This window comes from Aliicoccus persicus, assembly GCF_900110815.1.
Taxonomy (GTDB): Bacteria; Bacillota; Bacilli; order Staphylococcales; family Salinicoccaceae; genus Aliicoccus; species Aliicoccus persicus.
In genome coordinates this window covers 1-22,071 of sequence record NZ_FOIT01000004.1, presented here as the reverse complement: position 1 = coordinate 22,071, position 22,071 = coordinate 1, and the positions used below count along the sequence as shown (strand labels likewise).

27 protein-coding genes and 1 rRNA gene are annotated in these 22,071 nt (G+C 39.8%); 1 reads left to right on the top strand and 27 read right to left on the bottom strand.

Annotated features, from left to right (window positions below; genetic code table 11):
- Positions 1–14 precede the first annotated feature (14 nt).
- The 17 genes from BMW30_RS06885 to metG all read right to left on the bottom strand — a co-directional run bounded on the left by BMW30_RS06885 (position 15) and on the right by metG (position 15,194).
- The gene (locus tag BMW30_RS06885; protein WP_091475194.1) at positions 15–671 is read right to left on the bottom strand and encodes a 50S ribosomal protein L25/general stress protein Ctc; all 657 of its coding nucleotides are present in this window, start codon (positions 669–671) and stop codon (positions 15–17) included.
- Between the two features lie 102 nt (positions 672–773).
- On the bottom strand, positions 774–1,745 hold the full coding sequence (locus BMW30_RS06880) for a ribose-phosphate diphosphokinase (RefSeq protein ID WP_091475193.1): 972 nt from the start codon (positions 1,743–1,745) through the stop codon (positions 774–776).
- Between the two features lie 11 nt (positions 1,746–1,756).
- A complete protein-coding gene (gene glmU, locus BMW30_RS06875) occupies positions 1,757–3,112 on the bottom strand; it encodes a bifunctional UDP-N-acetylglucosamine diphosphorylase/glucosamine-1-phosphate N-acetyltransferase GlmU (RefSeq protein ID WP_091475191.1) in 1,356 nt (451 codons plus the stop codon).
- A 102-nt stretch (positions 3,113–3,214) separates the two neighbouring features.
- Positions 3,215–3,520, bottom strand: coding sequence for a septation regulator SpoVG (gene spoVG, locus BMW30_RS06870; RefSeq protein ID WP_091475190.1), 306 nt, complete (start codon positions 3,518–3,520; stop codon positions 3,215–3,217).
- A 79-nt stretch (positions 3,521–3,599) separates the two neighbouring features.
- Positions 3,600–3,971: a RidA family protein gene (locus tag BMW30_RS06865; RefSeq protein WP_091475188.1), complete on the bottom strand. Its 372-nt coding sequence runs from the start codon at positions 3,969–3,971 to the stop codon at positions 3,600–3,602.
- Between the two features lie 12 nt (positions 3,972–3,983).
- Positions 3,984–4,820 carry a pur operon repressor gene (gene purR, locus BMW30_RS06860; RefSeq protein WP_091475186.1) on the bottom strand — a complete coding sequence of 279 codons (837 nt, stop codon included), beginning with the start codon at positions 4,818–4,820 and terminating at the stop codon, positions 3,984–3,986.
- Between the two features lie 902 nt (positions 4,821–5,722).
- The gene (gene ispE, locus BMW30_RS06855) at positions 5,723–6,568 is read right to left on the bottom strand and encodes a 4-(cytidine 5'-diphospho)-2-C-methyl-D-erythritol kinase (RefSeq protein WP_091475184.1); all 846 of its coding nucleotides are present in this window, start codon (positions 6,566–6,568) and stop codon (positions 5,723–5,725) included.
- A 39-nt stretch (positions 6,569–6,607) separates the two neighbouring features.
- The gene (locus BMW30_RS10410) at positions 6,608–6,958 is read right to left on the bottom strand and encodes a hypothetical protein (RefSeq protein WP_143249002.1); all 351 of its coding nucleotides are present in this window, start codon (positions 6,956–6,958) and stop codon (positions 6,608–6,610) included.
- 160 nt (positions 6,959–7,118) lie between these two features.
- Positions 7,119–7,844, bottom strand: a complete 726-nt coding sequence (locus BMW30_RS06850) for an ABC transporter permease (RefSeq protein WP_091475182.1) — start codon at positions 7,842–7,844, stop codon at positions 7,119–7,121.
- A 50-nt stretch (positions 7,845–7,894) separates the two neighbouring features.
- Positions 7,895–8,596, bottom strand: a complete 702-nt coding sequence (locus BMW30_RS06845) for an ABC transporter permease (protein WP_091475180.1) — start codon at positions 8,594–8,596, stop codon at positions 7,895–7,897.
- Between the two features lies 1 nt (position 8,597).
- Positions 8,598–9,446 (bottom strand): ABC transporter ATP-binding protein, encoded by an 849-nt coding sequence (locus tag BMW30_RS06840; RefSeq protein ID WP_091475178.1) that lies wholly within the window; start codon positions 9,444–9,446, stop codon positions 8,598–8,600.
- Between the two features lie 195 nt (positions 9,447–9,641).
- Complete coding sequence (locus tag BMW30_RS06835) at positions 9,642–10,544, bottom strand: response regulator transcription factor (protein WP_091475176.1); 903 nt, start codon at positions 10,542–10,544, stop codon at positions 9,642–9,644.
- A 75-nt stretch (positions 10,545–10,619) separates the two neighbouring features.
- Positions 10,620–10,880, bottom strand: a complete 261-nt coding sequence (locus tag BMW30_RS06830) for a Veg family protein (protein ID WP_091475174.1) — start codon at positions 10,878–10,880, stop codon at positions 10,620–10,622.
- 89 nt (positions 10,881–10,969) lie between these two features.
- Positions 10,970–11,857 carry a 16S rRNA (adenine(1518)-N(6)/adenine(1519)-N(6))-dimethyltransferase RsmA gene (gene rsmA / locus BMW30_RS06825; protein ID WP_091475519.1) on the bottom strand — a complete coding sequence of 296 codons (888 nt, stop codon included), beginning with the start codon at positions 11,855–11,857 and terminating at the stop codon, positions 10,970–10,972.
- On the bottom strand, positions 11,853–12,410 hold the full coding sequence (gene rnmV, locus BMW30_RS06820; RefSeq protein ID WP_091475172.1) for a ribonuclease M5: 558 nt from the start codon (positions 12,408–12,410) through the stop codon (positions 11,853–11,855). The genes rsmA and rnmV overlap by 5 nt, the downstream gene beginning before the upstream one ends.
- 30 nt (positions 12,411–12,440) lie before the next feature.
- Positions 12,441–13,211 carry a TatD family hydrolase gene (locus tag BMW30_RS06815; protein ID WP_091475170.1) on the bottom strand — a complete coding sequence of 257 codons (771 nt, stop codon included), beginning with the start codon at positions 13,209–13,211 and terminating at the stop codon, positions 12,441–12,443.
- Positions 13,212–13,223: 12 nt separating this feature from the next.
- Complete coding sequence (gene metG / locus BMW30_RS06810) at positions 13,224–15,194, bottom strand: methionine--tRNA ligase (RefSeq protein WP_091475168.1); 1,971 nt, start codon at positions 15,192–15,194, stop codon at positions 13,224–13,226.
- A gap of 196 nt (positions 15,195–15,390) precedes the next feature.
- Here metG and BMW30_RS06805 point away from each other — a divergent pair, with 196 nt between their 5' ends.
- Entirely contained in the window at positions 15,391–15,672 is a 282-nt protein-coding gene (locus tag BMW30_RS06805; protein ID WP_091475166.1) for an AbrB/MazE/SpoVT family DNA-binding domain-containing protein, read from the top strand.
- 107 nt (positions 15,673–15,779) lie between these two features.
- Here the strand turns inward: BMW30_RS06805 and rsmI are convergent, their stop codons facing one another.
- From rsmI to rrf, 10 genes are all read right to left on the bottom strand, one after another.
- On the bottom strand, positions 15,780–16,604 hold the full coding sequence (gene rsmI / locus BMW30_RS06800; RefSeq protein ID WP_091475165.1) for a 16S rRNA (cytidine(1402)-2'-O)-methyltransferase: 825 nt from the start codon (positions 16,602–16,604) through the stop codon (positions 15,780–15,782).
- Positions 16,570–16,854: a GIY-YIG nuclease family protein gene (locus tag BMW30_RS06795; protein WP_091475163.1), complete on the bottom strand. Its 285-nt coding sequence runs from the start codon at positions 16,852–16,854 to the stop codon at positions 16,570–16,572. The genes rsmI and BMW30_RS06795 overlap by 35 nt, the downstream gene beginning before the upstream one ends.
- Positions 16,847–17,572 (bottom strand): tRNA1(Val) (adenine(37)-N6)-methyltransferase, encoded by a 726-nt coding sequence (locus BMW30_RS06790; protein ID WP_091475162.1) that lies wholly within the window; start codon positions 17,570–17,572, stop codon positions 16,847–16,849. Before BMW30_RS06790 ends, BMW30_RS06795 begins: the two co-directional genes overlap by 8 nt.
- A 40-nt stretch (positions 17,573–17,612) precedes the next feature.
- Entirely contained in the window at positions 17,613–17,906 is a 294-nt protein-coding gene (locus tag BMW30_RS06785; RefSeq protein WP_180366253.1) for an initiation control protein YabA, read from the bottom strand.
- Positions 17,907–17,908: 2 nt separating this feature from the next.
- A complete protein-coding gene (locus BMW30_RS06780) occupies positions 17,909–18,709 on the bottom strand; it encodes a PSP1 domain-containing protein (RefSeq protein WP_245705651.1) in 801 nt (266 codons plus the stop codon).
- Positions 18,710–18,716: 7 nt separating this feature from the next.
- Complete coding sequence (locus tag BMW30_RS06775) at positions 18,717–19,628, bottom strand: hypothetical protein (RefSeq protein ID WP_091475158.1); 912 nt, start codon at positions 19,626–19,628, stop codon at positions 18,717–18,719.
- 5 nt (positions 19,629–19,633) lie between these two features.
- Positions 19,634–19,963, bottom strand: coding sequence for a cyclic-di-AMP receptor (locus BMW30_RS06770; protein WP_091475156.1), 330 nt, complete (start codon positions 19,961–19,963; stop codon positions 19,634–19,636).
- A gap of 5 nt (positions 19,964–19,968) precedes the next feature.
- Positions 19,969–20,592 carry a dTMP kinase gene (gene tmk, locus BMW30_RS06765; RefSeq protein ID WP_091475154.1) on the bottom strand — a complete coding sequence of 208 codons (624 nt, stop codon included), beginning with the start codon at positions 20,590–20,592 and terminating at the stop codon, positions 19,969–19,971.
- 4 nt (positions 20,593–20,596) lie between these two features.
- Positions 20,597–21,844: an aminotransferase class I/II-fold pyridoxal phosphate-dependent enzyme gene (locus tag BMW30_RS06760; RefSeq protein ID WP_091475152.1), complete on the bottom strand. Its 1,248-nt coding sequence runs from the start codon at positions 21,842–21,844 to the stop codon at positions 20,597–20,599.
- Positions 21,845–21,948: 104 nt separating this feature from the next.
- Positions 21,949–22,063, bottom strand: a 5S ribosomal RNA gene (rrf, locus tag BMW30_RS06755).
- Positions 22,064–22,071: the final 8 nt, after the last annotated feature.

Sequence of the window (22,071 nt, the reverse complement as noted above, 5' to 3'; positions counted from 1 at the left end):
GTTCACTATTAAGATTAGTCTTCTTTTTCTGTTCCTTCCTCGTCAGAAGATTCTTCATCTTCTTCACCGATTACTGGTACATCAGCTTCATCGATTTCTTCGTCTTCTTCTGGTTCCTCTTCAACTGCAGGAACATGACATGTTACAAGCGCAACATCATCTTCATCTTCGATAACGAAGTTACCTTTAGAACGGATGTCAGATACATAATAAGTATCTCCGATATTCATTTCTGAGATATCAACTTCAATTGTTTCAGGGATATCCGCAGGTTTTGCAGTAACGCTCACAGTGAATGTCGGTTGTTCTACAACCCCACCTTCGTCAGCACCAGGTGCTTCACCAACTAATGTGATTGAAACATCAACTGTTTGTTCTTCATTCATATTGATTGCTAAGAAATCAATATGCATAATTTGGTTTTTCATTGCATCAAACTGATAGTCAGAAACCATCACTTTTACTGCACCTTCACCAGTTTGTAAATCGATAACCCCGTTACGTCCTACTTCACGAATAACTTTAACAAATTCGTTCTCTTTTACAGAAACACTTATGTTTTCTGTTTGATAACCATAGATAACGCACGGAATTCCACCGTTGTTACGGATTTCACTAAGTTCTGAGCGATTTGATTTATGTGATCTAGTCGCTGCATCTAATTTTGCCATGGACGAATTCCACCTTCCTTTACTTAATCGACAATTTGCATTTCATAATTTTAACACAAAAGCATTTCCAATTGTAGCATAAACACATTTTTTTTAAAAGTTTTAATCGAATAGTGTGCTCACAGACTCTTCTTCATACACGCGAATGATCGCTTCTGATAACAATCCAGCGATTGATAATTCTTTTATCTTATCAATTTTCTTCTCTGCACCGAGCTGAATTGAGTTCGTCACAACGACTTCTTTAATGACAGATTCTTCGAGTCTTTCAATAGCTGGACCACTTAATACAGGGTGTGTACAGCATGCATATACTTCTTTCGCACCCTTATCTAAGAGCGCTTGTGCCGCTTGCTTAATCGTTCCACCTGTATCGATGATGTCATCGATTATAATTGCTGTACGTCCTTCAATTTCACCGACGATATTCATCACTTCAGAAACATTTGGTTTCGGACGTCTTTTATCGATGATTGCAATTGGTGTTTTTAAACGATCTGCCATCTTACGTGCACGCGTTACACCACCGTGGTCTGGTGACACAACGACAACTTCATCAAAGTTTAAGTCCATATTGTCGATAAAGTAATCCGATAAAAGATTAACACTCATCAAGTGGTCAATTGGAACATCAAAGAATCCTTGAATCTGTGGCGCGTGTAGATCAAGTACAATGACGCGATCCGCGCCAGCTTTTTCCATCAAGTTCGCAACGAGCTTCGCCGTAATTGGCTCACGCGATTTACTCTTTCTATCCTGACGTGCATAGCCATAGTAAGGCATCACAACATTGATATTTGCTGCTGATGCGCGTTTTAGAGCATCAATCATAATCAATAATTCCATCAAGTGCTCATTTGCAGGCTGTGATGTAGACTGGACGATAAAGCAGTCACATCCTCGAACACTCTCTTCTATACTGATCGAAATTTCCTCGTCAGAGAAACGTTTCACTTCACATTGCCCGAGCTCTATACCAATTTTTTCTGCAATTTCTTCTGCAAGCGGTTCGTTACCGTTCAATGAGAACAATCTGAGTTTAGAATCTTTGTACTTATCGTTAAATGCTTCCATGGAGGCCTCCGTTAATTTTTGTAGTAGTCTTCTTTATTTGTTTGACGCGCACGGCCAATTGCTAAACTGTCATCTGGTACATCTTCTGTAATAGTCGATCCCGCAGCGATAAATGAATTATCACCTATCGTTACTGGCGCGACCAAGTTTGAGTTACAACCGATGAATGAATCGCGTCCAATCTTCGTAAGGTGTTTGTCCTTACCATCGTAATTTACTGTAATCGAGCCACAGCCCACATTCGTGTTTTCACCAATTGATGCATCACCGATGTAACTTAAGTGAGAAACTTTCACATCATCTTCAAGTGTCGATTTCTTCACCTCAACGAAGTTACCAATTTTAATATTTTTACCAAGATTAGATTCCGGGCGAAGCTGAGAAAATGGTCCGATGTTCGATCCATCTCCAACAACCGAGCCATGAATAACAGATTGTCTAATCGTTACGTTATTTCCGATATTACTATCGACAATTTCACTGCTAGATGAAATCGATACGTTGCTACCGATTGTCGTCTGGCCGCTAATCGTCACATTCGGTTGAATAATCGTGTCGTTTCCAATCGTAACATCTTTGTCGATGTACGTGTTTTTCGGATCAATCAATGTCACACCATTTTTCATGTGGCCAAGGTTGATTGTCTGACGCAATGTTTCTTCAGCAACCGCAAGTGCAACGCGGTCGTTGATTCCGATTGTTTCGCTAAAGTCTTCACATGTAAATGCAGCAACCGTTTCGTTTTCATCACGTAAAATCTTTAACACGTCTGGCAAATAGTATTCACCTTGTGCATTGTCATTTGTTACTGCTTTTAATGCATTGAATAGTGACTTGTTATCAAAGACAAATGTGCCCGTATTGATTTCCGTCACTTTACGCTCTTCGTCCGTTGCATCTTTTTCTTCAACGATACGTTCTACTGTACCCGATTCATTACGAATAATGCGTCCATACCCGTGAGGATTGTCCGTTGTTGCAGTTAATACAGTCGCCTTTGCACCAGAACTATTATGATGGTCAATAAATCCACGAATCGTCTCGTCACTGATCAGTGGTGTATCACCACAAATAACGACAGTCTGACCGTCTGCCCCTTCTAATTGCGATTCAAACTGCATGACTGCATGTCCTGTCCCGAGTTGTTCTTTTTGAATAGTCGTTTTAAAAGCATCTCCAAAATGTGCTTGTACCATGTCAGCCTTATGTCCAAGTACTGCATAAATATCTTCAACACCTGATGCTTTCAAATTATCTACGACATGTCCAAGCATCGGCTTACCACAAACTTTATGTAATACTTTTGGCGTTTCAGATTTCATCCGAGTACCTTTACCTGCAGCTAATATAATCGCTCTCGTATTCATAGAATCCTCCTAATCGTCAATACTATTATTATATTTTAGTCTAAGAGTAGATTCAAGCAATCGAAAGGTCAAAAAAAGAGCGCCGAAGCGCTCTTCAATTTATTATGCAATTTGAAATGAATCTTCTTCAACAAGTGTGATGTTCGTGTTTTCTTCATCACGATTGTAGACTTCCATAATCATCTCTTGAATTTGCTGTCTCATACTTGAATTTATTGGATGCGCAATGTCTCTAAATTCTCCATCCGGTGTGCGTTTAGATGGCATTGCTACAAACAACCCATTATTTCCTTCAATAACACGAATGTCGTGAACAACAAATGCGTCATCGAATGTAACAGATACGAGCGCCTTCATTCGGCTGTCTTCACTTTCCGTCCTTCTTAATCTAACATCTGTAATCTTCATTTTAAAACCTCCTATTTGTCTGCTTACCTACAACTTATGCATGATCTAGGATGTGATGATTATCTTGATGCGACAACTTCTATTTCGATGCGATAACTTCTATTTCGACCTGTACATCTTTTGGTAAACGACTTACCTCAACACACGACCTTGATGGTATTTTATCCGAAAAGTACGTACTGTAAACATTGTTGATTTTCGGGAAGTCATCCATATTCTTAATAAAGATCGTTGTTTTGACTATATTATTATACGTTAAATCGACTTCTTTTAATACATTTTTGATGTTCTCCATCACTTGTTTCGTCTGTTCTGTAACGTCGTCACTCACCAAGTCACCTTGCGGTGTGAGTGGGATCATTCCGGATGTGTATACCATGCCGTTTATTTCCACAGCATGACTGTAAGGTCCGATCGCTGGCGCAACATTATTTGAATTAATTGTTTCCATTTCCAAATCTCCTTATGATTTCATTTCTTTTAATTGTGCAATGCAATTTCCACGTTCGATGTTAAAGCTTTGATTGTATTCATCAATGTCAGAAACACTTAAAATCGATGTATAATCATTGAAGCGTCTGTTTTCTACTTGTTTCGCTTCAACGAGCACGCTCACACCAACGACTTCCGCTTGAAATTCCTCCATCAAATTAAAGACCCCTGTAATCGAACCACCAGCACGCAAGAAGTCGTCGACTACGAGCACTTTTAATCCTCCTTTCAGCGTTCTTTTCGATAAAACCATCGTCTCGATTTTACGAGATGATCCAGACACATAGTTCACCGACACTGTCGAACCTTCCGTCACTTTATTGTCCTTACGAATCACTGCAATCGGCACGTTTAATTGACGGGCAACCGCCGTTGCGAAAGGAATACCTTTCGTCGCAATCGTAACAATCGCATCGACTTCGCTCGATTTGTAAAGCGTCGCGATGAGTTCCCCGATGTCGTTCATCAGACTTGGATTTCCGATGATGTCCGACATATACATATACCCGCCTGGTAATAATCTATCGCTTGATTTAATCTCTTCCATAAAAGCATCGACGACAAGTTCAGCTTGTTCAATGTTGATACCCGGGTGGAACGTAATCCCGCCACCAGCACCAGCTGTCGTTTTAATTTCACCAATGCCATCCGCTTCAAATGTTTCTTTAATAATTTTTATGTCCTCACTTACCGATGATTTTGCCTGTGAGAATTTTTCTACAAAGTAGTTTAATGGGACTAATTCGTTAGGATGATTCGTCAAATGATGCGTCATTACAACCAAACGTTCACTGCGTTTAAACTTCATTTTCTAACCTCTGTTTCCGTATTATTACTAGGTATTTTATCATAAAAGTTCGTGTTTTGACTAGTTATCCGCGTCATGTTAAGGCATATATTTCGCTATAGAAACCCGCGGTATTTCATTTTTTCTTTTATTGGAGTGTAGATTGATTTGCGTTCCAATGAGAGTTGCTCACTGACTCGCAGATTGGTTTACGTGCCAATGAGAGTCGCTCACGGTCACTCAAATGGATTTACGCGCCAATGAGAGTCGCTCACAGACTCGCAGCTTGATTTGCGTTCCAATGAGAGTTGCTCACAGACTCGCAGATTGATTTGCGTTCCAATGAGACTCGCTCACGGACTCACAGATCGATTTGCGTTCCAATGAAACTCGCTCACTGACTCGCAGATCGATTTGCGTTCCAATGAAACTCACTCACTGACTCGCAGATCGATTTGCGTTCCTATGAAACTCGCTCACTGACTCGCAGATCGATTTGCGTTCCAATGAAAGTTGCTCACTGGCACGCAGATTGATTTGCGTTCCAATGAAACTCGCTCACTGACTCGCAGATCGATTTGCGTGCCAATGAAACTCGCTCACTGACTCGCAGATCGATTTGCGTTCCAATGAAACTCGCTCACTGACTCGCAGATCGATTTGCGTTCCTATGAAACTCGCTCACTGACTCGCAGATCGATTTGCGTTCCAATGAAAGTTGCTCACTGGCACGCAGATTGATTTGCGTTCCAATGAAACTCGCTCACTGACTCGCAGATCGATTTGCGTTCCTATGAAACTCGCTCACTGACTCGCAGACGATAGATTTTGAAGAAGTAAAACATGTTGAATAGCTTGAATATTGTAATTTAAGTAAGGAGACTCACCAAAATTTCGATGAGTCTCCTTTTTGTTGAAAATAGTTATCCGCGCAATCGAACGACATATACTTCACTACAAAAACCACGCAGGGCATTCGATAACTGCTTCGCCTGACGTTCTTTTTGGACAATCCCGAAAACTGTTGGTCCGCTACCGCTCATCATGGCTTTGTCCGCGCCGAGTGATTGCATTTTATTGAGTAATACATTTACTTTAGAGTACTTTCTGCGCGTCACTTCTTGCAGATCATTTTTCATCGCTGCAATCATTGCAGAGTAGCTCTTATTATGAATTGCCTCGACCATCTCACTCGATTTCGGCTTGTTTTTCCCAGGTTTTAAATGGTCATAGATGACTTTTGTAGATACTGAAAGGGGCGGCTTGGCAATAACTACCCATGCATGTGGTGGTTTTGGTAAACGTTCAATCTTTTCACCACGCCCCGTCGCGAGCGCTGTCCCACCATACACACAAAATGGAATGTCCGAACCAATTTTACTTGAGAGTTCTGCTAAATCCTCGAGCGGTGCATTGATGTCAAATATCTTGTTGATGCCTCGGAATGTTGCTGCAGCATCTGTCGAACCACCCGCCATCCCTGCAGAAACCGGAATGTTTTTCTCGATAAAAATATTGACCCCAGTTTTGATACCATACGCTTCTCTCATTAGTAGAACCGCTTGATAGACGAGGTTCCTTTTATCAGTGGGAATAAATTGATGTTCAGTCTCAATGACAATCTTATTATCGGTGCGCTTTGTGAACGTCATTCGATCATTCAGGTCAACTTCAGTCATGACCATCTGCACTTCATGATAACCGTCATCGCGCTTGAAGAGAGTGTCTAATGTTAAATTAATCTTTGCCGGTGCGGTCTCAATATGCATACGTCCACCACCTTTGTTTTTAGAAATAGTTTAACATACTTAGGTAAGCCTTGTGGTGTCGAATTTTGGTGGGTTGAGGGTGGGTGATGAGGCTAAAGTGTGCGGCAACTCTGTAAAATCTGGGCTGACGCACAGTTCAAAGGATAAAGTGTGCGGCAACTCCAGAAAATCCGGGCTGACGCACAGTTCAAAGGCTAAAGTGTGCGGCAACTCCAGAAAATCTGCGCTGACGCACAGTTCAAAGGATAAAGTGTGCGGCAACTCCAGAAAATCTGAGGTGACGCACAGTTCAAAGGATAAAGTGTGCGGCAACTCTGTAAAATCTGGGCTGATGCACAGTTCAAAGGATAAAGTGTGCGGCAACTCCAGAAAATCCGGGCTGACGCACAATATTTATCGTCTAGTGGGACTCAGCACACCATTTCAACCTCAGGAGTCCCATTAAACACCTCTTACTGGAACTCAGCACACCATTTCAACCCCGGAGTCCCACTCACCACAAAAAAACACCCCCCAAAAGTCCAAAGACTTTCGGGGTAAACTCAACAAATCATATCTTAAATTGTTTATTCTTATAACACACCCACATCAACAGCAGGCCGGCGAGTAAATATACCGCATTCCCGATCATCCCGATCAATACATCGCCTTCGTTGATCATCATGTTCAAGTACAAGATGTTCACCCACGCAATCGATAGGAAAAATTCATTATTCGCTCCTAAAACGACTTCGCCCATCGGGGTCATCACGATGAAGATCATAAACGGGATAATATACACCGATGTTTGTGAGACGTTCTTCGATATCAATCCCATCGACACGCCAAGAAAAATAAACACGATAAACAGACAGACGAGACCAATATAATCATAAACACCGAGACTAACATCTGGCATGAATATCATCATAACGATCACGAGGATAACGATACTCACCGCACTATACAGTATGACTTTACTCCAGATTGTCGCCCGATAATCTTTTTCACTATAGATAAAGTGCGCGAATGCCTTTTTCTCGTTCTCTTCTGCCATACTCAAAGTAATGTTGAACGACAACACGCTCATCAGTGTTATCGCATAGACGATGTAGAATTGGATGAGCATGATGCGGTCATATAATTCTGCTGTTTCTTCAGTTGATGCGACGTCGCTGTTTGAGAAGCGAAACATCCACGCGAGTAATAGCGGTACAAGGACAGATGTAAGTAGCGTCATATTTCGAAATAACTCTTTTATGTCTTTATACATTGTTGCTTTCACTTTATGCCACATACATTTACCTCCGACCTCCAACCTCCGACATTTACAAAAAGTATACCATTTTAATCATCTTTTTTCGCACGGCTAATTACAATAACTGCTAAAATTCCCATCGCAACAATCCATCCGAATAATACGAGAATTGGTTGCCAAGTAATTTCATTGTGTAAATTCACCATCGCATTCACTGGTAAGTAGTCCACAATAGTTCTTAACACGTGTCCTTCTTCAACGAAGTTGTTTATCATCGGACTGAACACAAGACCGAACATTACTGGTAATGAGTATGCACTTACTGTACCGACACTTTTCGCTGCAAGTCCAACTGCAACACCCATAAACGTGATGATAATCATGAACAGGAACATGCCGAGATAATCAATCGGTTTTAATATTTCATAGCCATCAACAATGAAGAGCGCAATTGCGAGTGAAACAAGTGTAATGAACAGTGACACAATCACTTTACCAACGATGATATCGATGATCGAAGCTGGTGATTGCAACAAGCCGCGTAACGTGTGCTTCTCGTTTTCTTCAGCAAACATTGTCGCGATACTCATGAACATTACGGCAGCAAATGCCATAGCGATGATCGTATAGATCATTTCGATTGGCATCGATACTTCTCCAGCAGTTTCTACTGTCTGATTATATAACCATGCGATTACGATGGGTAGTATAGGTAAAACCAATAAAGACATATTTGCCATAAAATCTTTTAAGTCTTTTTGGAAAATTGCATTCACATTATTCATATTCATTTTAAACAAGCTCCCTTCCTGTAACTTTAATGAATACTTCACCGAGTGACGGATAGTCTGAACTGATTTTCAAGACGTTCTCATCCACCATTAAATCCGCTAGTCGTTCTTTATTTTCTACATTGCGTTTGATCGTTTCTTCTTTGCCATCCTTATACATTACATGCATCGTATCTTCTTTATATTTCAGACGTAATGATTCAGGTGTACCGTATTCTTTAAATACACCATCATCGAGCAACGCAACGTTGTCGCATAATTTTGTTGCTTCCTCCATATCATGTGTCGTGAGTAAAATTGTCGTGCCTTGTGCTTTTAACTCTTCCAGTATTTCATGAATCTTACTTGTCGTAGCAGGGTCAAGTGCACTTGTCGGTTCATCTAAAAACATTACTTTCGGTTTGTGCATGATCGCCTTACATAATAGTACGCGCTGCTTCATACCTTTTGATAAGTCTTTCACTTTCTTCTTGCGATCGTTGTACAAGCCGACATCTTTCAACACGCGGTCAATGACTGATTCTTCGACTTGATACAAGCGTCTAAACAACTGTAAGTTATCTTGAACCGTTAGCCTGTCATATAATGCACTGCGGTCAGATAAAATTCCAATCTGTGTTAAATATTCGTTTTTAGTAAATTCTTTCGATCCAAATCCAAGTACTTCTATAGAACCGCCGGATTTTTTTAGTTCTCCGATTAATATACGAATCGTCGTCGTCTTACCTGAACCACTCGGTCCAAGTAGACCAAACACCTCACCCGGCTCAAGTTTAAAACCAATTCCTTTTAATGCGTGGTGTTTACCAAACTTCTTCTCGAGTTGGCTGACATTAATTACGTGATTCATTTGAAAACCCTCCATTTTCTTCTCGTTTGTCTTTCTGTCATCACTATAAATAAAAAAACATCTCAACGTCATAAAATCCACGCGAGATGTATCATATGTATATTCAATTAATGCGCTCAAGCGTTTAACTGTACTCAGAATATCCTGAAATGTAATTATTTCAGCTCATCTGTACCGTTATTATGCCATTATAACTTAATAATGCATCAATAAATCTTGGATTTCATTAAATTTATTACGTGATAATGGCACTTTTGTTTGATCTAGATTATCAATAACAACTGAATAACTGTTTTTACTCCACGTAATAATTTCCGCAACTTTCCTCAAATTGATAATATATGAACGATGACAACGATAAAAACCTTGATTCAACAGCTGATTTTCAAGAGTCGTCAACGTATCGCTCAGGCCAAATTTTTCTCGTCCCACATTTACAAACACTTTTCCATCGTTACTTTCAATAAATTCTATATCATCAACATCGATGAAGATTGTTTTATCTTCTGCTCGTGCTTTAATTCTTCGAATGTTTGGTTCATCTGTATCATCTGCTTCAGTCTCGATTTTATTTAAGCCTTCGTTATTGAGCTTATAAATCGTATCAGAAACTAAAAATGCATCTTCTGTTTTCGTTACAACGACAATAATTGACCGGTTACTCGAATTTAAGTCACTCATCATCTTATGAAAGAGACGAATATTCGCATTGGTCATGTTCATGAACGGATCAATTGCTAGTACACTTTCCTGATTGCTTAGTAGCACGTGTATCATCGCGAGTCGCTGCTTAAATTCATCCGATAAGTCAACGAACCGTTGATCTTTGTATGATTCCAAATCAAATTGTTTTAGTAGGTCTGTCGCATCGATATCCGTGTTATTCCATTGCTTGTAAAATTTAATATGTTCAAGGATTGATAATCGATCAAAACCTGTAAACTTCCCGTTTAGTAGTGAAATTTTAGATCTATCTATTTGTTCAGTAATCTTTTCTGTCAGTTCAAAAGGCATTTGAATAGAAATCGGTTCACCGACGATGAATCTGATTTCTTCTGTTGAATTTTTATCTATTATATCTTTAACAGCTATATTCATTAAAACACCTCCAACTACATTTTAGCACAATAAAAAAACTGCTTATCTAAAAGATAAGCAGTGGCTTTAAATATGTTATGTAAGCACTTCTTCTAACTCGTCATTAAAGAAAGTCACCTGTACATTTGCTGTTAATATGTCAGAATATGAATATGACACGCGCTCAAAGTTATGTTTCTCTTGGTCAAGCTCAACAATAAACACCGAAGGGTATGTTTCGCGAAGCACCCCACGTCTTTCAATTAATTTCTTGCGCCCTCCATTCGCACGGAGTAAAACTGGATTACCCAATTGACTATCAAGAAGTTTTTTGATGTCTGGAATATTATTTGGCATTAGCCCCACCTCACATAACTGAATTATATCAAATTCGAACAATTTTGTCAATTTAATGACATTCGCATTAAATTAATGTGAAATGGTAATTAAAGCAGTTTCAAAGTATTTTGTAATTGATACGCTTTATAGATTCGATAATATTCCTCTATTGAGAGTGATTCCCCACGTCGATTTTCTTCTATTTCAGCAGCTGCCAATAAACGTCTGATTGCATCTTTTTCTTTCTTTCCATTTTCAAAAATCGTCTGATAGCAATTTAATATCGTCTTGCGGCGTTGTACGAATCCGCCACGCGTGAGTTTAAAGAACACTTCTGGTGACTCGACATCGACTTTTGGCGTGTCTCTTTTTATCAGTTCGATGATGATAGAATCAACATTCGGTGGTGGCATAAACACTGTCTTCGGCACGTCTTGGATAGTGCGCGCTTCTGTGTAAAAATCAATTGCAATCGATAAAGACCCATAACTTTTCGTTCCTGGTCGGGCACTAATGCGCTCACCGACTTCTTTTTGCATCATGACGTAATAGCGTTTAATATCGAGTCCAGACTCTAAAAAATGCATGAGAATCGGTGTTGTAATATAATACGGTAAGTTTGCGACGACGATTACTTCATCAAACTCAGCCAAATGCGTTTCGATCGCAGCACTGATATCCGCTTCTAATATATCTTCATTGATCAATGTGATGTTGTCATACGGGCTCAGTGTATCGTTTAAAATTGGAATCAGGCGCTGATCGATTTCAAATGCGATGACATGACCTGCAGTACGTGCAAGCTGCTCAGTTAAAGAGCCAATACCTGGACCGACTTCAATAACAGCCGTTTGTTTCGTAATATTTGCTTTACGAATGACTTGCTGAATCACATTGCTCTCGACTAAAAAGTTCTGACCGAGACTTTTCTTAAGTACGAGTCCATGTTTTTTTAGTATTTCATTCGTTCGTGTCGGCGTTGCGATATCTTTAATAGTCCTCACCTATTTCTGTAAACACCGCCTCTAAAGTTGAAACGGGAATTTGATAACGATTTAATTTGTTGCGCAGCTCTTTGCCATTTGAATACTCAATACCGAGTGCTTCACACACTTTAATTCTGAGCTGCTTTGATTTCGGATGTCCTGCGAGTTTGTAGTAACTCATATCACGTGACGAATACAACGCTTCTACTTGCGCACTGTTTGTTAATACGTCTCTCAATGCACGCAAAATCTCTTCGTCACCTGCGTGTTCAACGCCGAACTTGCCGCGTTTACTTTCTGCTTTTTTCCGTTCGACAAATGCTTCTTTAATATTGGGAAACCGACTGCGTATTTTAGAACGAATCTGTTTCCCAGGATAATCAGGATCTGTCAGCACAATGGCACCGCGCGTACGCATTGCAACTTCAATTTCCAACATCGTCTGTTCATTGATTGCAGAGCCATTCGTTTCGAGCGTTTCACACTGCACGACTTCTTTCAGCCTGCGTGTATCATCTCGACCTTCGACTATAATTACTTCTTTAATGACAGGTTTCGTCATTATGTGAACCTCATTTCGGACATTCGTATCTTATGATTGAATGTTGTATATCTTCTTCGCGTTCTCGCTCGTCGCTTTAGCAACTTCCTCATACGAGACTTCACGAAGTTCAGCAATTTGCTCAGCAACAAGCTTCACATATGCTGGTTCGTTACGTTTACCACGATATGGATGCGGCGTTAAAAATGGTGCATCTGTTTCAACGAGCAACTTATCGAGTGGTACATGCATTGCAACTTCTTTCGGCTGTTTCGCATTTTTAAACGTAACGGGACCGCCCAGTGAAATCATAAAGTTCATCTTTAATACACGATCTGCAATTTCAGGAGAACCACTAAATGCATGCATGATACCACCAATTTCTTCAGCACCGTGTTCTTCTAAAATATCAACAACGTCACCCGTCGCATCACGGTTGTGAATCACGATCGGTAAGTTGACGCGCTTTGCCATTTCAATCTGTTTGATAAAGATCTCTTTTTGCACATCTTTCGGTGATTTATCCCAATGATAATCAAGACCCGTTTCACCGATACCAACAATCTTCGGATGTTGTGATAATTCTTCAATACGTGCCAAGTCTTCATCTGTACAATCAATTGCATCAACCGGATGCCAACCGATAACACCATACACATCGTCGTATTTATCGATGAGTGTCATCGTACGGTCGATCGTTTTGTTATCAAAACCAATGACGACAAAATGCGTGACGCCCGCTTCACGCGCGCGTTCGATCACTTCATCTAAGTCTTCATCATAATGGTCAGCATTCAAATGGACATGTGTATCAATTAACATCATAAAACTCCTTTATTTTACGATACTACCGTTTTCAATTCCGTCTGGCACAGAAATCAATGTCAGTTGTTTCCCTTTTTCAGCCGATAAAATCATACCTTGGCTCAGCTCCCCGCGCAGTTTCACAGGTTTTAAGTTTGTCACGACGATAACTTTTTTACCGATGATATCTTCAGGCGTGTATTGTTTTGCAATACCTGAGACAATCTGACGTTTTTCATCTCCGAGATCTACTTGGATTTTTAGTAGTTTATCTGCCTTTTTAACAGGACCTGCATCGATGACTGTCGCAACTTTTAATTCAACTTTGCTAAAATCATCGATCGTAATTTCTTCTGACTCTTCGACTTCTTCTACAGGTTCTTCAGTGCTCGGTGTCATCAAGCCTTTAATATGCGCCACTTCTTCTGCCGTATCAAGACGTGGATAGATTGGCGCTGGCTTTTCAATCACTTTACCGTCTACTTTGATGTTCCCGTAAGTTAAGATCGACTCAAATGTCTGCAAGCTTTCATCTGTAATGTTTAACTGTCTGAAGATTTCTTTCGGTCCAAATGGTAGATATGGTTTGAGTAACACGGATGCGATACGGATATTTTCAGCTAAATGCACCATCACATTCGCGAGATCTTCTTTCTTCGACTCATCTTTCGCAAGTACCCATGGTGTTGTCTCATCGATATATTTGTTCGAGCGACTAACGATTGTCCATACCGCTTGGAGTGCCTTGTTAAACTGGACGTTTTCCATCGCTGTTTCGTATTTCTTCACTTCATCTTGAACCAATGCTTCGAGTGGTGCATCAAATTCATTTAACTGTCCTGCGTAAGCCGGTAATTCACCATCAAAATACTTATTGATCATTGAAATCGTACGGTTTACGAGGTTACCTAAATCATTTGCTAAGTCATAATTCGTACGGTCAACGAATGCTTCAGGTGTGAATACACCATCGTTTCCAAATGGCACTTCACGCATTAAGTAATAACGGAGCGCATCGAGACCGTAGCGGTCGATAATATCACTTGGATAGATCGCATTCCCTTTAGACTTACTCATCTTTCCGTCTTTCATAACAAGCCAACCGTGACCTAAAATTTTCTTAGGTAATGGAAGATCGAGTGCCATCAACATAATTGGCCAGTAAATTGAGTGGAATCTAACAATTTCTTTACCAATCATATGCAAATCAGCAGGCCAATATTTTTTAAATAATTCATCATTATCTGTACTGTAACCGAGTGCTGAAATATAGTTTGTCAGTGCATCGATCCAAACATAAACGACATGCTTCGGATCACTCTTGACCGGAATACCCCAATCAAACGTCGTACGAGAAACTGCCAAGTCTTCAAGCCCAGGTTTAATGAAGTTATTTAGCATTTCATTTCGACGAGAGTCCGGTTGGATGAATTCTGGATGTTCTTCATAATACTTCACTAAACGATCTGCATATTTGCTCATTTTAAAGAAGTAACTCTCTTCTTTCACCAGCTGTACTTCATGACCACTCGGTGCAATACCACCAATCATTTTGCCTTCCTCATCACGAAATACTTCTTCAAGTTGTGTTTCAGTGAAGAATTCTTCATCTTGAACTGAGTACCACCCTTCATACTCACCAAGATAAATATCTCCTTGCTTTAACAAACGTTCAAAAATGTCTTGGACAACAACTTTATGTTCTTCATCTGTCGTACGAATGAATTTATCGTGTGTAATCTCTAGTTTCTCCCAAAGAGATTTCATATCTGCAACGATACCATCTGTATACTCTTTTGGTGTTACCCCTTCAGACTCAGCTTTTGTCTGTATCTTTTGTCCATGCTCATCCGAACCCGTAAGATAAAATACATCAAAACCACGCATTCTTTTATAGCGTGCCATCACGTCACATGCAATTGTTGTATATGCATTTCCAATATGTAATCTACCACTAGGATAATAAATCGGGGTTGTTATATAGTATGTCTTCTTTTCCATTTTCTGATGGCCTCCTAATGCCGTTATCTGTTAGATGATAACCTTTTTTAGCTATTTTTTCAATTTAGCAAATTCTCATAATATTCTTAGGAATACTTCATTTACTTCCTAATCAACTATAATATATTTTGGCAATATAACCGTAGTTGACAATAAATACTAGTTAAACTTTTGTTAGATGTTGGAGGTCTTTTATATGAAAGCGACAGGAATAGTTAGAAAAGTAGACGAACTTGGACGAATCGTTATACCAATAGAATTACGTAGAATATTAGATATCGAGGTCAAAGATGAGCTCGAAATTTTTACAGAAAAAGATCAAATCGTTTTGAAAAAGTTCACTTCACGTAAGAAGTGTGCTGTGACAGGAAAAGACACAGACAATCCGATTTCACTATTTGATGGGAAGATTACAGTGAGCCCTGAAGGTGCTGAAATGTTAATGTCTGAATTAAAAGCGTCACATACAAATGTATAGATGATTTAGATGCAATAGCGTCTGAAACATAAATATAGAAAGCATACTTGCTCTCACAAAGGAGTCAAGTATGCTTTTTATTATGTATCAGCTCGTTTTTCTCTTTACTACTTCTCTTTATGATACGCATCATACAAGTCTTGACGCTTCAATCCCCGTTCGTTTGCAACATCTTTAATAGCTCTATTTGGCTTTTCGCCCGCTTCGATCAATGCTTTGACTGCTTCAAGAGGCGTCGTCTCGAATGCTTCAACAACTTCTTCTTCTGATGGTGCAATGACGATAACATACTCACCTTTTATTGGTATGTCTGTTCCCAGCATCTCGAGAAGTTCACTTGCTTCAGCACGTACGTGCTGCTCGAATTTCTTCGTGATCTCTCTTGAAATGCTAGTCTCTCTATGAGGGTCATGATTCGTGATCAGCTTCATCGTCTCTTTGATTTTATGTGGTGATTCATAGAGCACACTCGTATACCGGTGATTCATAATCTCATCCATCGTTTCGCGTTTCTTCTTTGGACTGCGTGGTAAAAATCCAAAGAAGGTGAACTGAAAGCTTGGTATGCCTGAAGCGACAACGGCTGATAAGTAAGCGCTTGGTCCAGGGATGACGCAAAATTCCAGTGCCTCATCTTGCATGCGACGGACGAGTTCATATCCCGGATCTGAGACGAGTGGCATGCCCGCATCGCTGACGAGTGCAAATGTTTTACCACGTTTCATGTCCGAAATAAGTTTATCCTCAATCTCTGTCTTATTGTGGTCATGATACGCAAAGAGTGGTGTATCGATATTAAAATGTGTCGTTAACTTTCGTGTATTACGCGTGTCCTCACACAAAATTGCATCGACCGATTTCAACGTTTCGACCGCTCGAAACGTCATATCATCCAAGTTACCGATCGGCGTCCCAGTGATGTACAAGTGCATCTGCTTCACCCCTTATCAACTGTAATTTTTGTATTCTTGATAATTTTTTAATTTGTATTTCACGCTTCATCGCTGCGCTTTTTGATTCGCATAATTCCTGGTACTTCAATGTGACTGGTAATCGGGCACGTGTATACTTTGCACCAAGTCCTGCATTATGCGTATCGACGCGTTTTGCAACATCGACGGTGTAGCCCGTGTACAGCGTCCCATCATGACACTCTAAAATATAGACGTAACAGTTAGCCATAATACACCTCAAGCATTTCCTTCGAGTATTCACTATTGTTGTCATAAATGTAAAATGCCGGCAACACTTTCACATATGCCTTAGAATGATAAACTGCCTCAATCAACACGAATAATGCACTATCTGACTTCGGTGCATTGTAGACGTATTGCGTGCGCGTCACTCTGAACCCTGCTTGCATCAAAGTATGTATCACTTCCATGCTACGTTCAGCACGGTGCACCATGAATAATCGGCCTTTGTTTTTAACGAGGTGTTTACATGCAGAGACGACTTGCTCGAGCGTTGTCAACAGTTCGTGTCGTGCATACGCATGTGCGTCACGAATTTTTAATGGTTGATCTGGTGTGAAATATGGTGGGTTAACTGTGATAACGTCGAATGATGAATGTGGAAAGTACGCTTTAATATCATTTAGGTCGCCTTCAACAATGTTGATCTGATCCTCTTTTTCATTTAAAGCAATGCTGCGTTTCGCCATATCAACGAGTGGTGCTTGTATTTCCAAACCTTCGATTGGTTGGTCCGTGCGATGTGATAATAACAATGGGATAACGCCGTTGCCCGAGCACAAATCAATGATGCTATCGCGTTTTCTCAGTGTCACAAAATCTGCTAATAATAGCGCATCTACGGAATATGAAAACACTTCTCTACTTTGAATGATTTTCATATTTTCTCTGAATAATTCATCAATGCGCTCGTGTGGTTTTATCATGTGACACCTCCTAAACAAAATAAAAAGCGGCATCGCCGCTTTAATTTATAAATTCACCACAAAAGATACATGCTTCGCCATTTCTCGGACTTGCAAACAACGTGCTACATACGTGAAAGCCTTCATCATATAAGTTTTGCAACGTATTGTCCTTATATGACGTATCATGCGGTTCACCATGGACATTTTGATAATGTTCGAGTTGTTTTTGCAATGTAATATTTTCCTCTATGAGATCAACGACCGCATGTTTAACTTCATTTAAATCTTTGTCCATCATGCTGAGCTTTTCTTCTAATTGCACGATGTAATTTAATAACTGTTCTTGTCGCACAATTACACCTCTTCAGCTTCTAGTTCATCCTGATGATATTCTCTGATGTAATCATCTTCATATTTTACTTGTACAACAAGGTCTAATATGTTGATACCGATCACTTTTCCTCGACCATTTGGTGTGTCGATCGACTGTCCGACGTCTGGCATTTTATTTCGTGTATCTTCATAATACTCATCCTCATAGTTTAAGCAACACATCAAGCGGCCACACGCACCAGAGATTCTTGTCGGTGATAGTGATAAATCTTGGTTTTTTGCCATTTGAATACTCACCGGAATGAAGTCACCTAGAAATGTCGAACAGCAATGGGCTCGTCCACATGGTCCGATACCACCTAGGTACTTCGCCTCATCTCTCACACTAATTTGTCTAAGTTCAATGCGCGTGCGGTATTTATTTGCTAAAACTTTTACGAGCTCTCTAAAATCAATACGTTCAGTTGCTGTAAAGTTAAATATTAACTTCTTCTGATCAAGCGTATATTTAGCGTTGACCAAGTGCATATCAAGCGCTTGTTCTTTGATTGCACCATTCGCATAATCATATGCCGTCATTGCCTTTAATTTGTTCGATTCATAACGCTCCATATCCTCAGCAGTCGAAATGCGTAGCATTTTACCTTCTGCTTCAACAATATCATCCTCTGAGACTTCATAGGGTGGCTTGAGTACCTTTAAAAGCTCGTTGCCACGAGAAGTTTCTACAATTATATAATCATCATAGTTTAAATCTACATCGGTCGCTTCAATATATACTTTTTGTAGAAAGTCCGGGTATGTTGCTGTAATTATTCTCATGATTACCTCAACCTTTCGAAGAAATTACCATACTTTCAAACACGAGCATCACGTTGACATTAGATGTCAGCAAACGGTTCGCCGTCGTGATTTCATCCAACATACGCGTCAATCGCTCAGCACTTATGTGCGGGCTAATTTGTGTGATATCTATATCATTGAACGCTTTCTCCATCTTCAAATCTAACACTTGGTGTAAGCATTGTCTGACGATACCATCCATCAATTGTAACAAGATGGGATAATCACGTCGCTCAGGTGCAAGTTCCACTAGGCCAATTAAGTCGATTAGCGCATGCGGATCATCTTGTAACCATCGCACTGTAAACTGCTTTGTTGCTTTTATCATTTCATGAAAATTATCTTCAAGTTGTGAGATATGCATCGCGTTCATGCCAAGTGTTTGGACGATATGCTTATCTGTATCATGTAAATGGTTCAAGTGCGCGCTACTATCATCTTGTTCCCTTTTGATGTGAATATGTTGGCTTCTAGAATGAATTGTTGGTAATATCTGTGATTTATCCACAGTTAAGAGTATTGCTATCGTTTTATCTGGTGGCTCTTCTAGAAATTTTAGAATACTGTTCTCTGCTTGAAGTGTAAGTTTTTCAAACGCTTCAATGACATATACTTTATACGGTGCGGCGACAGGTTTATGATACATCTGATGTACAAGTTGTTCGATTTGTTGTTTTTTTATCGTCGGTTCATCAGAAGAAACATACTGATAATCTGGATGATTGCGTGTTTCAATCAACATTTTGTTATGTGACGTATCACCAAGGATGAGCAGCGCAAAGTACTCTGCATAACGCTTCATCGTTTCAATTGAGTCACCTTCAAACATATACGTATGACTCAATCGATCATTGTCTATGATACGCTCAAGTAACGTTTTAACCGGTATTGTTTGCATGTAGATTAAAATCTTTCGAAATGTTCGATTGGCAATACAAATACAGTCGCGCCACCGACTTCTACTTCTACTGGGTAAGGGATGTATGAATCCGCATTCCCACCCATCGGTGTCACAGGAGAGACTGTTTGCTCTCGATTCCCACATGTATCATCGATTAGTCTTAGTAATTCATCGACACGATCATCTGCGACACCACATAAGAATGTCGTATTTCCCGCGCGTAAAAATCCACCTGTTGATGCGAGTTTTGTATTTCTATAATTGTTTTTGCTCAAACGATCTGACAAGCGCTGGCTATCATGATCTTGAACGATTGCAATGACCATCTTCATATGTCTCAACCTCTTTCTATCAAATAGTTATCTATAATGGCTAATGTATCTTCTAAAACTTTTTCTTTAGACTGACTTGCATCCACGGTTTTAATACGGTTTGGGAAATTGTCAGATAATTCATTATACCCTAAAACGACGTTTTTATGAAACGTGATATTTTCATTGTCCAACCGATTACTATCACGTTTATTCGATAAAATTCGCTCAAGCCCATCTTCAGGATCAAGCTTCAAATATATCGTCAAATCAGGCATGACATCTTGAATCGCAAATTCATTAATTGACCATATCCCATCGACGCCTATATTTCGCCCATACCCTTGATATGCCAATGAACTATCGACAAACCGATCACATAGCACAACTTCACCGCGCTCAAGTGCAGGTATGACTTTTTCCACGAGATGCTGACGACGTGAAGCCGCGAATAAAAGCGCTTCCGTACGACCGTCCATTTCATTACCCTTCGCTAACAAAACGTCACGAATCAATTCACTAATCCTGATACCACCCGGTTCACGTGTCGTCATTACTTTATAATTTTTGGATAAATATTCTTTAACACCTTCGATTACTGTCGTTTTACCAGAACCTTCAGGACCTTCAAACGTGATAAAATGACCCATAACATCAACGTTCCCTATCTATATAATATTCTATGTTACTCGTTACTCCTTCTATTTTAACACGATTCTGATACAAATGAATGAGTGTTTTCACATCACCCGCAGTAATTACCTCACCTTTTCTAACGAACGGTACACCTGGTGGATACGGAATGATATGTTGAATGCATACTTTATTCGATAACAGATACAGTTCATCATTCGTTTTTATATCATTTTTAACAAAGTTGAGTGCTTCTAACCGTGATAACAGTACATGATACGGATATCGATCATCCTCGTGCGATAGCGGTAAAATGAACAGGACGCCATCTTCTGTCGTCATCTCAGGGTATATATGACTATCAATTAGTGCCTGTTCCAATTCATATACTGTATGTTCACGATGTTTGACAAGCAGCTTCGCAGGATCATCTTGGGGCCCTACAATACATCCCACCTGCTTTAATGCATCAAATATCATTTGGCGCTTCAAAAAGAATAATTCATCTGAATAATTCAAATAAAATTCATGTGCACTTTCTATGGATGCCATCACTAAATATGACGGACTGGATGTTTCGATATAATTGACATACTTCATCACATGCCTATATGTAGATATATTACGATTATTTACGAAAATAACAGATCCCATCGTCAAAGCAGGCAACATTTTATGATACGACTGAATGACGATATCTGCATCAAAATTCATCGCAGACTTTGGGAATTTCGGTGTGATATCAAAATGTGCGCCATGTGCTTCATCGACGATGATATACGCACCACAACCATGCACATGCTCTATAATTCGTTCTATATCTTCTGTACGTCCTTCATACGTCGGATACGTCACGATGACGATATCATTTGGTAGAAGATCTATATCATATATAGAATTTGTAATCACCGGTTCATGGTGCGCTAAATCAATGCCATGATGCACCGACTTGTGTGCATTATGCATGATGATATACCTATTTGCAATTTCTTTGTACGCAAGAATGGCCGCAATGATACCTGTTGTCGATCCGTTCGTCAGTACTTGCGCGATGTATCCTTTATATTTTTCCGATAGAAAATCATTCAAATCCATCAATACTTCTTCTGGTTCATGCAGATTATCCAAACCAACTATCTCTGTCTTATCATGAGCGATATCTAATATATCCAAATGACCGATCGTACTATTTTTATGGCCAGGTACATGCAATGAAATCGCTCGATGTTGTTCTAGTTCATTCAGCTGTTCTATAAGCTTTTTACGCATATTCTATTCACCTATCGCAATATTATGGATTGAGTGTAACATGTTTTTATACTGCCTGTCAGTGCAATAAAAAAAGACCTCCCAATTAAGGAAGGTCTTCATTCGCCCGGCGACGTCCTACTCTCACGGGACGTACATCCAACTACCATCGGCGCTGGAGAGCTTAACGACTGTGTTCGGCATGGAAACAGGTGTGGCCTCTCCGCAATCGTCACCGGACAATTACT

Bases quoted from the DNA above. Each gene is read 5' to 3' on its own strand.
- tmk (WP_091475154.1), bottom strand. From the start codon at position 20,592: ATGGGTCATTTTATCACGTTTGAAGGTCCTGAAGGTTCTGGTAAAACG.
- BMW30_RS06815 (WP_091475170.1), bottom strand. From the start codon at position 13,211: ATGTTAATTGATACACATGTCCATTTGAATGCTGACCATTATGATGAA.
- BMW30_RS06790 (WP_091475162.1), bottom strand. From the start codon at position 17,572: ATGATAAAACCACACGAGCGCATTGATGAATTATTCAGAGAAAATATG.
- BMW30_RS06830 (WP_091475174.1), bottom strand. From the start codon at position 10,880: ATGCCAAATAATATTCCAGACATCAAAAAACTTCTTGATAGTCAATTG.
- purR (WP_091475186.1), bottom strand. From the start codon at position 4,820: ATGAAGTTTAAACGCAGTGAACGTTTGGTTGTAATGACGCATCATTTG.
- ispE (WP_091475184.1), bottom strand. From the start codon at position 6,568: ATGCATATTGAGACCGCACCGGCAAAGATTAATTTAACATTAGACACT.
- BMW30_RS06780 (WP_245705651.1), bottom strand. From the start codon at position 18,709: ATGAGAATAATTACAGCAACATACCCGGACTTTCTACAAAAAGTATAT.
- BMW30_RS06850 (WP_091475182.1), bottom strand. From the start codon at position 7,844: ATGTGGCATAAAGTGAAAGCAACAATGTATAAAGACATAAAAGAGTTA.
- BMW30_RS06840 (WP_091475178.1), bottom strand. From the start codon at position 9,446: ATGAATCACGTAATTAATGTCAGCCAACTCGAGAAGAAGTTTGGTAAA.
- rnmV (WP_091475172.1), bottom strand. From the start codon at position 12,410: ATGACGAAACCTGTCATTAAAGAAGTAATTATAGTCGAAGGTCGAGAT.
- BMW30_RS06760 (WP_091475152.1), bottom strand. From the start codon at position 21,844: ATGCGTAAAAAGCTTATAGAACAGCTGAATGAACTAGAACAACATCGA.
- BMW30_RS06805 (WP_091475166.1), top strand. From the start codon at position 15,391: ATGAAAGCGACAGGAATAGTTAGAAAAGTAGACGAACTTGGACGAATC.
- glmU (WP_091475191.1), bottom strand. From the start codon at position 3,112: ATGAATACGAGAGCGATTATATTAGCTGCAGGTAAAGGTACTCGGATG.
- BMW30_RS06865 (WP_091475188.1), bottom strand. From the start codon at position 3,971: ATGGAAACAATTAATTCAAATAATGTTGCGCCAGCGATCGGACCTTAC.
- BMW30_RS06775 (WP_091475158.1), bottom strand. From the start codon at position 19,628: ATGCAAACAATACCGGTTAAAACGTTACTTGAGCGTATCATAGACAAT.
- metG (WP_091475168.1), bottom strand. From the start codon at position 15,194: ATGGAAAAGAAGACATACTATATAACAACCCCGATTTATTATCCTAGT.
- BMW30_RS06845 (WP_091475180.1), bottom strand. From the start codon at position 8,596: ATGAATATGAATAATGTGAATGCAATTTTCCAAAAAGACTTAAAAGAT.
- BMW30_RS06770 (WP_091475156.1), bottom strand. From the start codon at position 19,963: ATGAAGATGGTCATTGCAATCGTTCAAGATCATGATAGCCAGCGCTTG.
- rsmI (WP_091475165.1), bottom strand. From the start codon at position 16,604: ATGCACTTGTACATCACTGGGACGCCGATCGGTAACTTGGATGATATG.
- BMW30_RS06880 (WP_091475193.1), bottom strand. From the start codon at position 1,745: ATGGAAGCATTTAACGATAAGTACAAAGATTCTAAACTCAGATTGTTC.
- spoVG (WP_091475190.1), bottom strand. From the start codon at position 3,520: ATGAAGATTACAGATGTTAGATTAAGAAGGACGGAAAGTGAAGACAGC.
- BMW30_RS06885 (WP_091475194.1), bottom strand. From the start codon at position 671: ATGGCAAAATTAGATGCAGCGACTAGATCACATAAATCAAATCGCTCA.
- BMW30_RS06835 (WP_091475176.1), bottom strand. From the start codon at position 10,544: ATGAATATAGCTGTTAAAGATATAATAGATAAAAATTCAACAGAAGAA.
- BMW30_RS06795 (WP_091475163.1), bottom strand. From the start codon at position 16,854: ATGGCTAACTGTTACGTCTATATTTTAGAGTGTCATGATGGGACGCTG.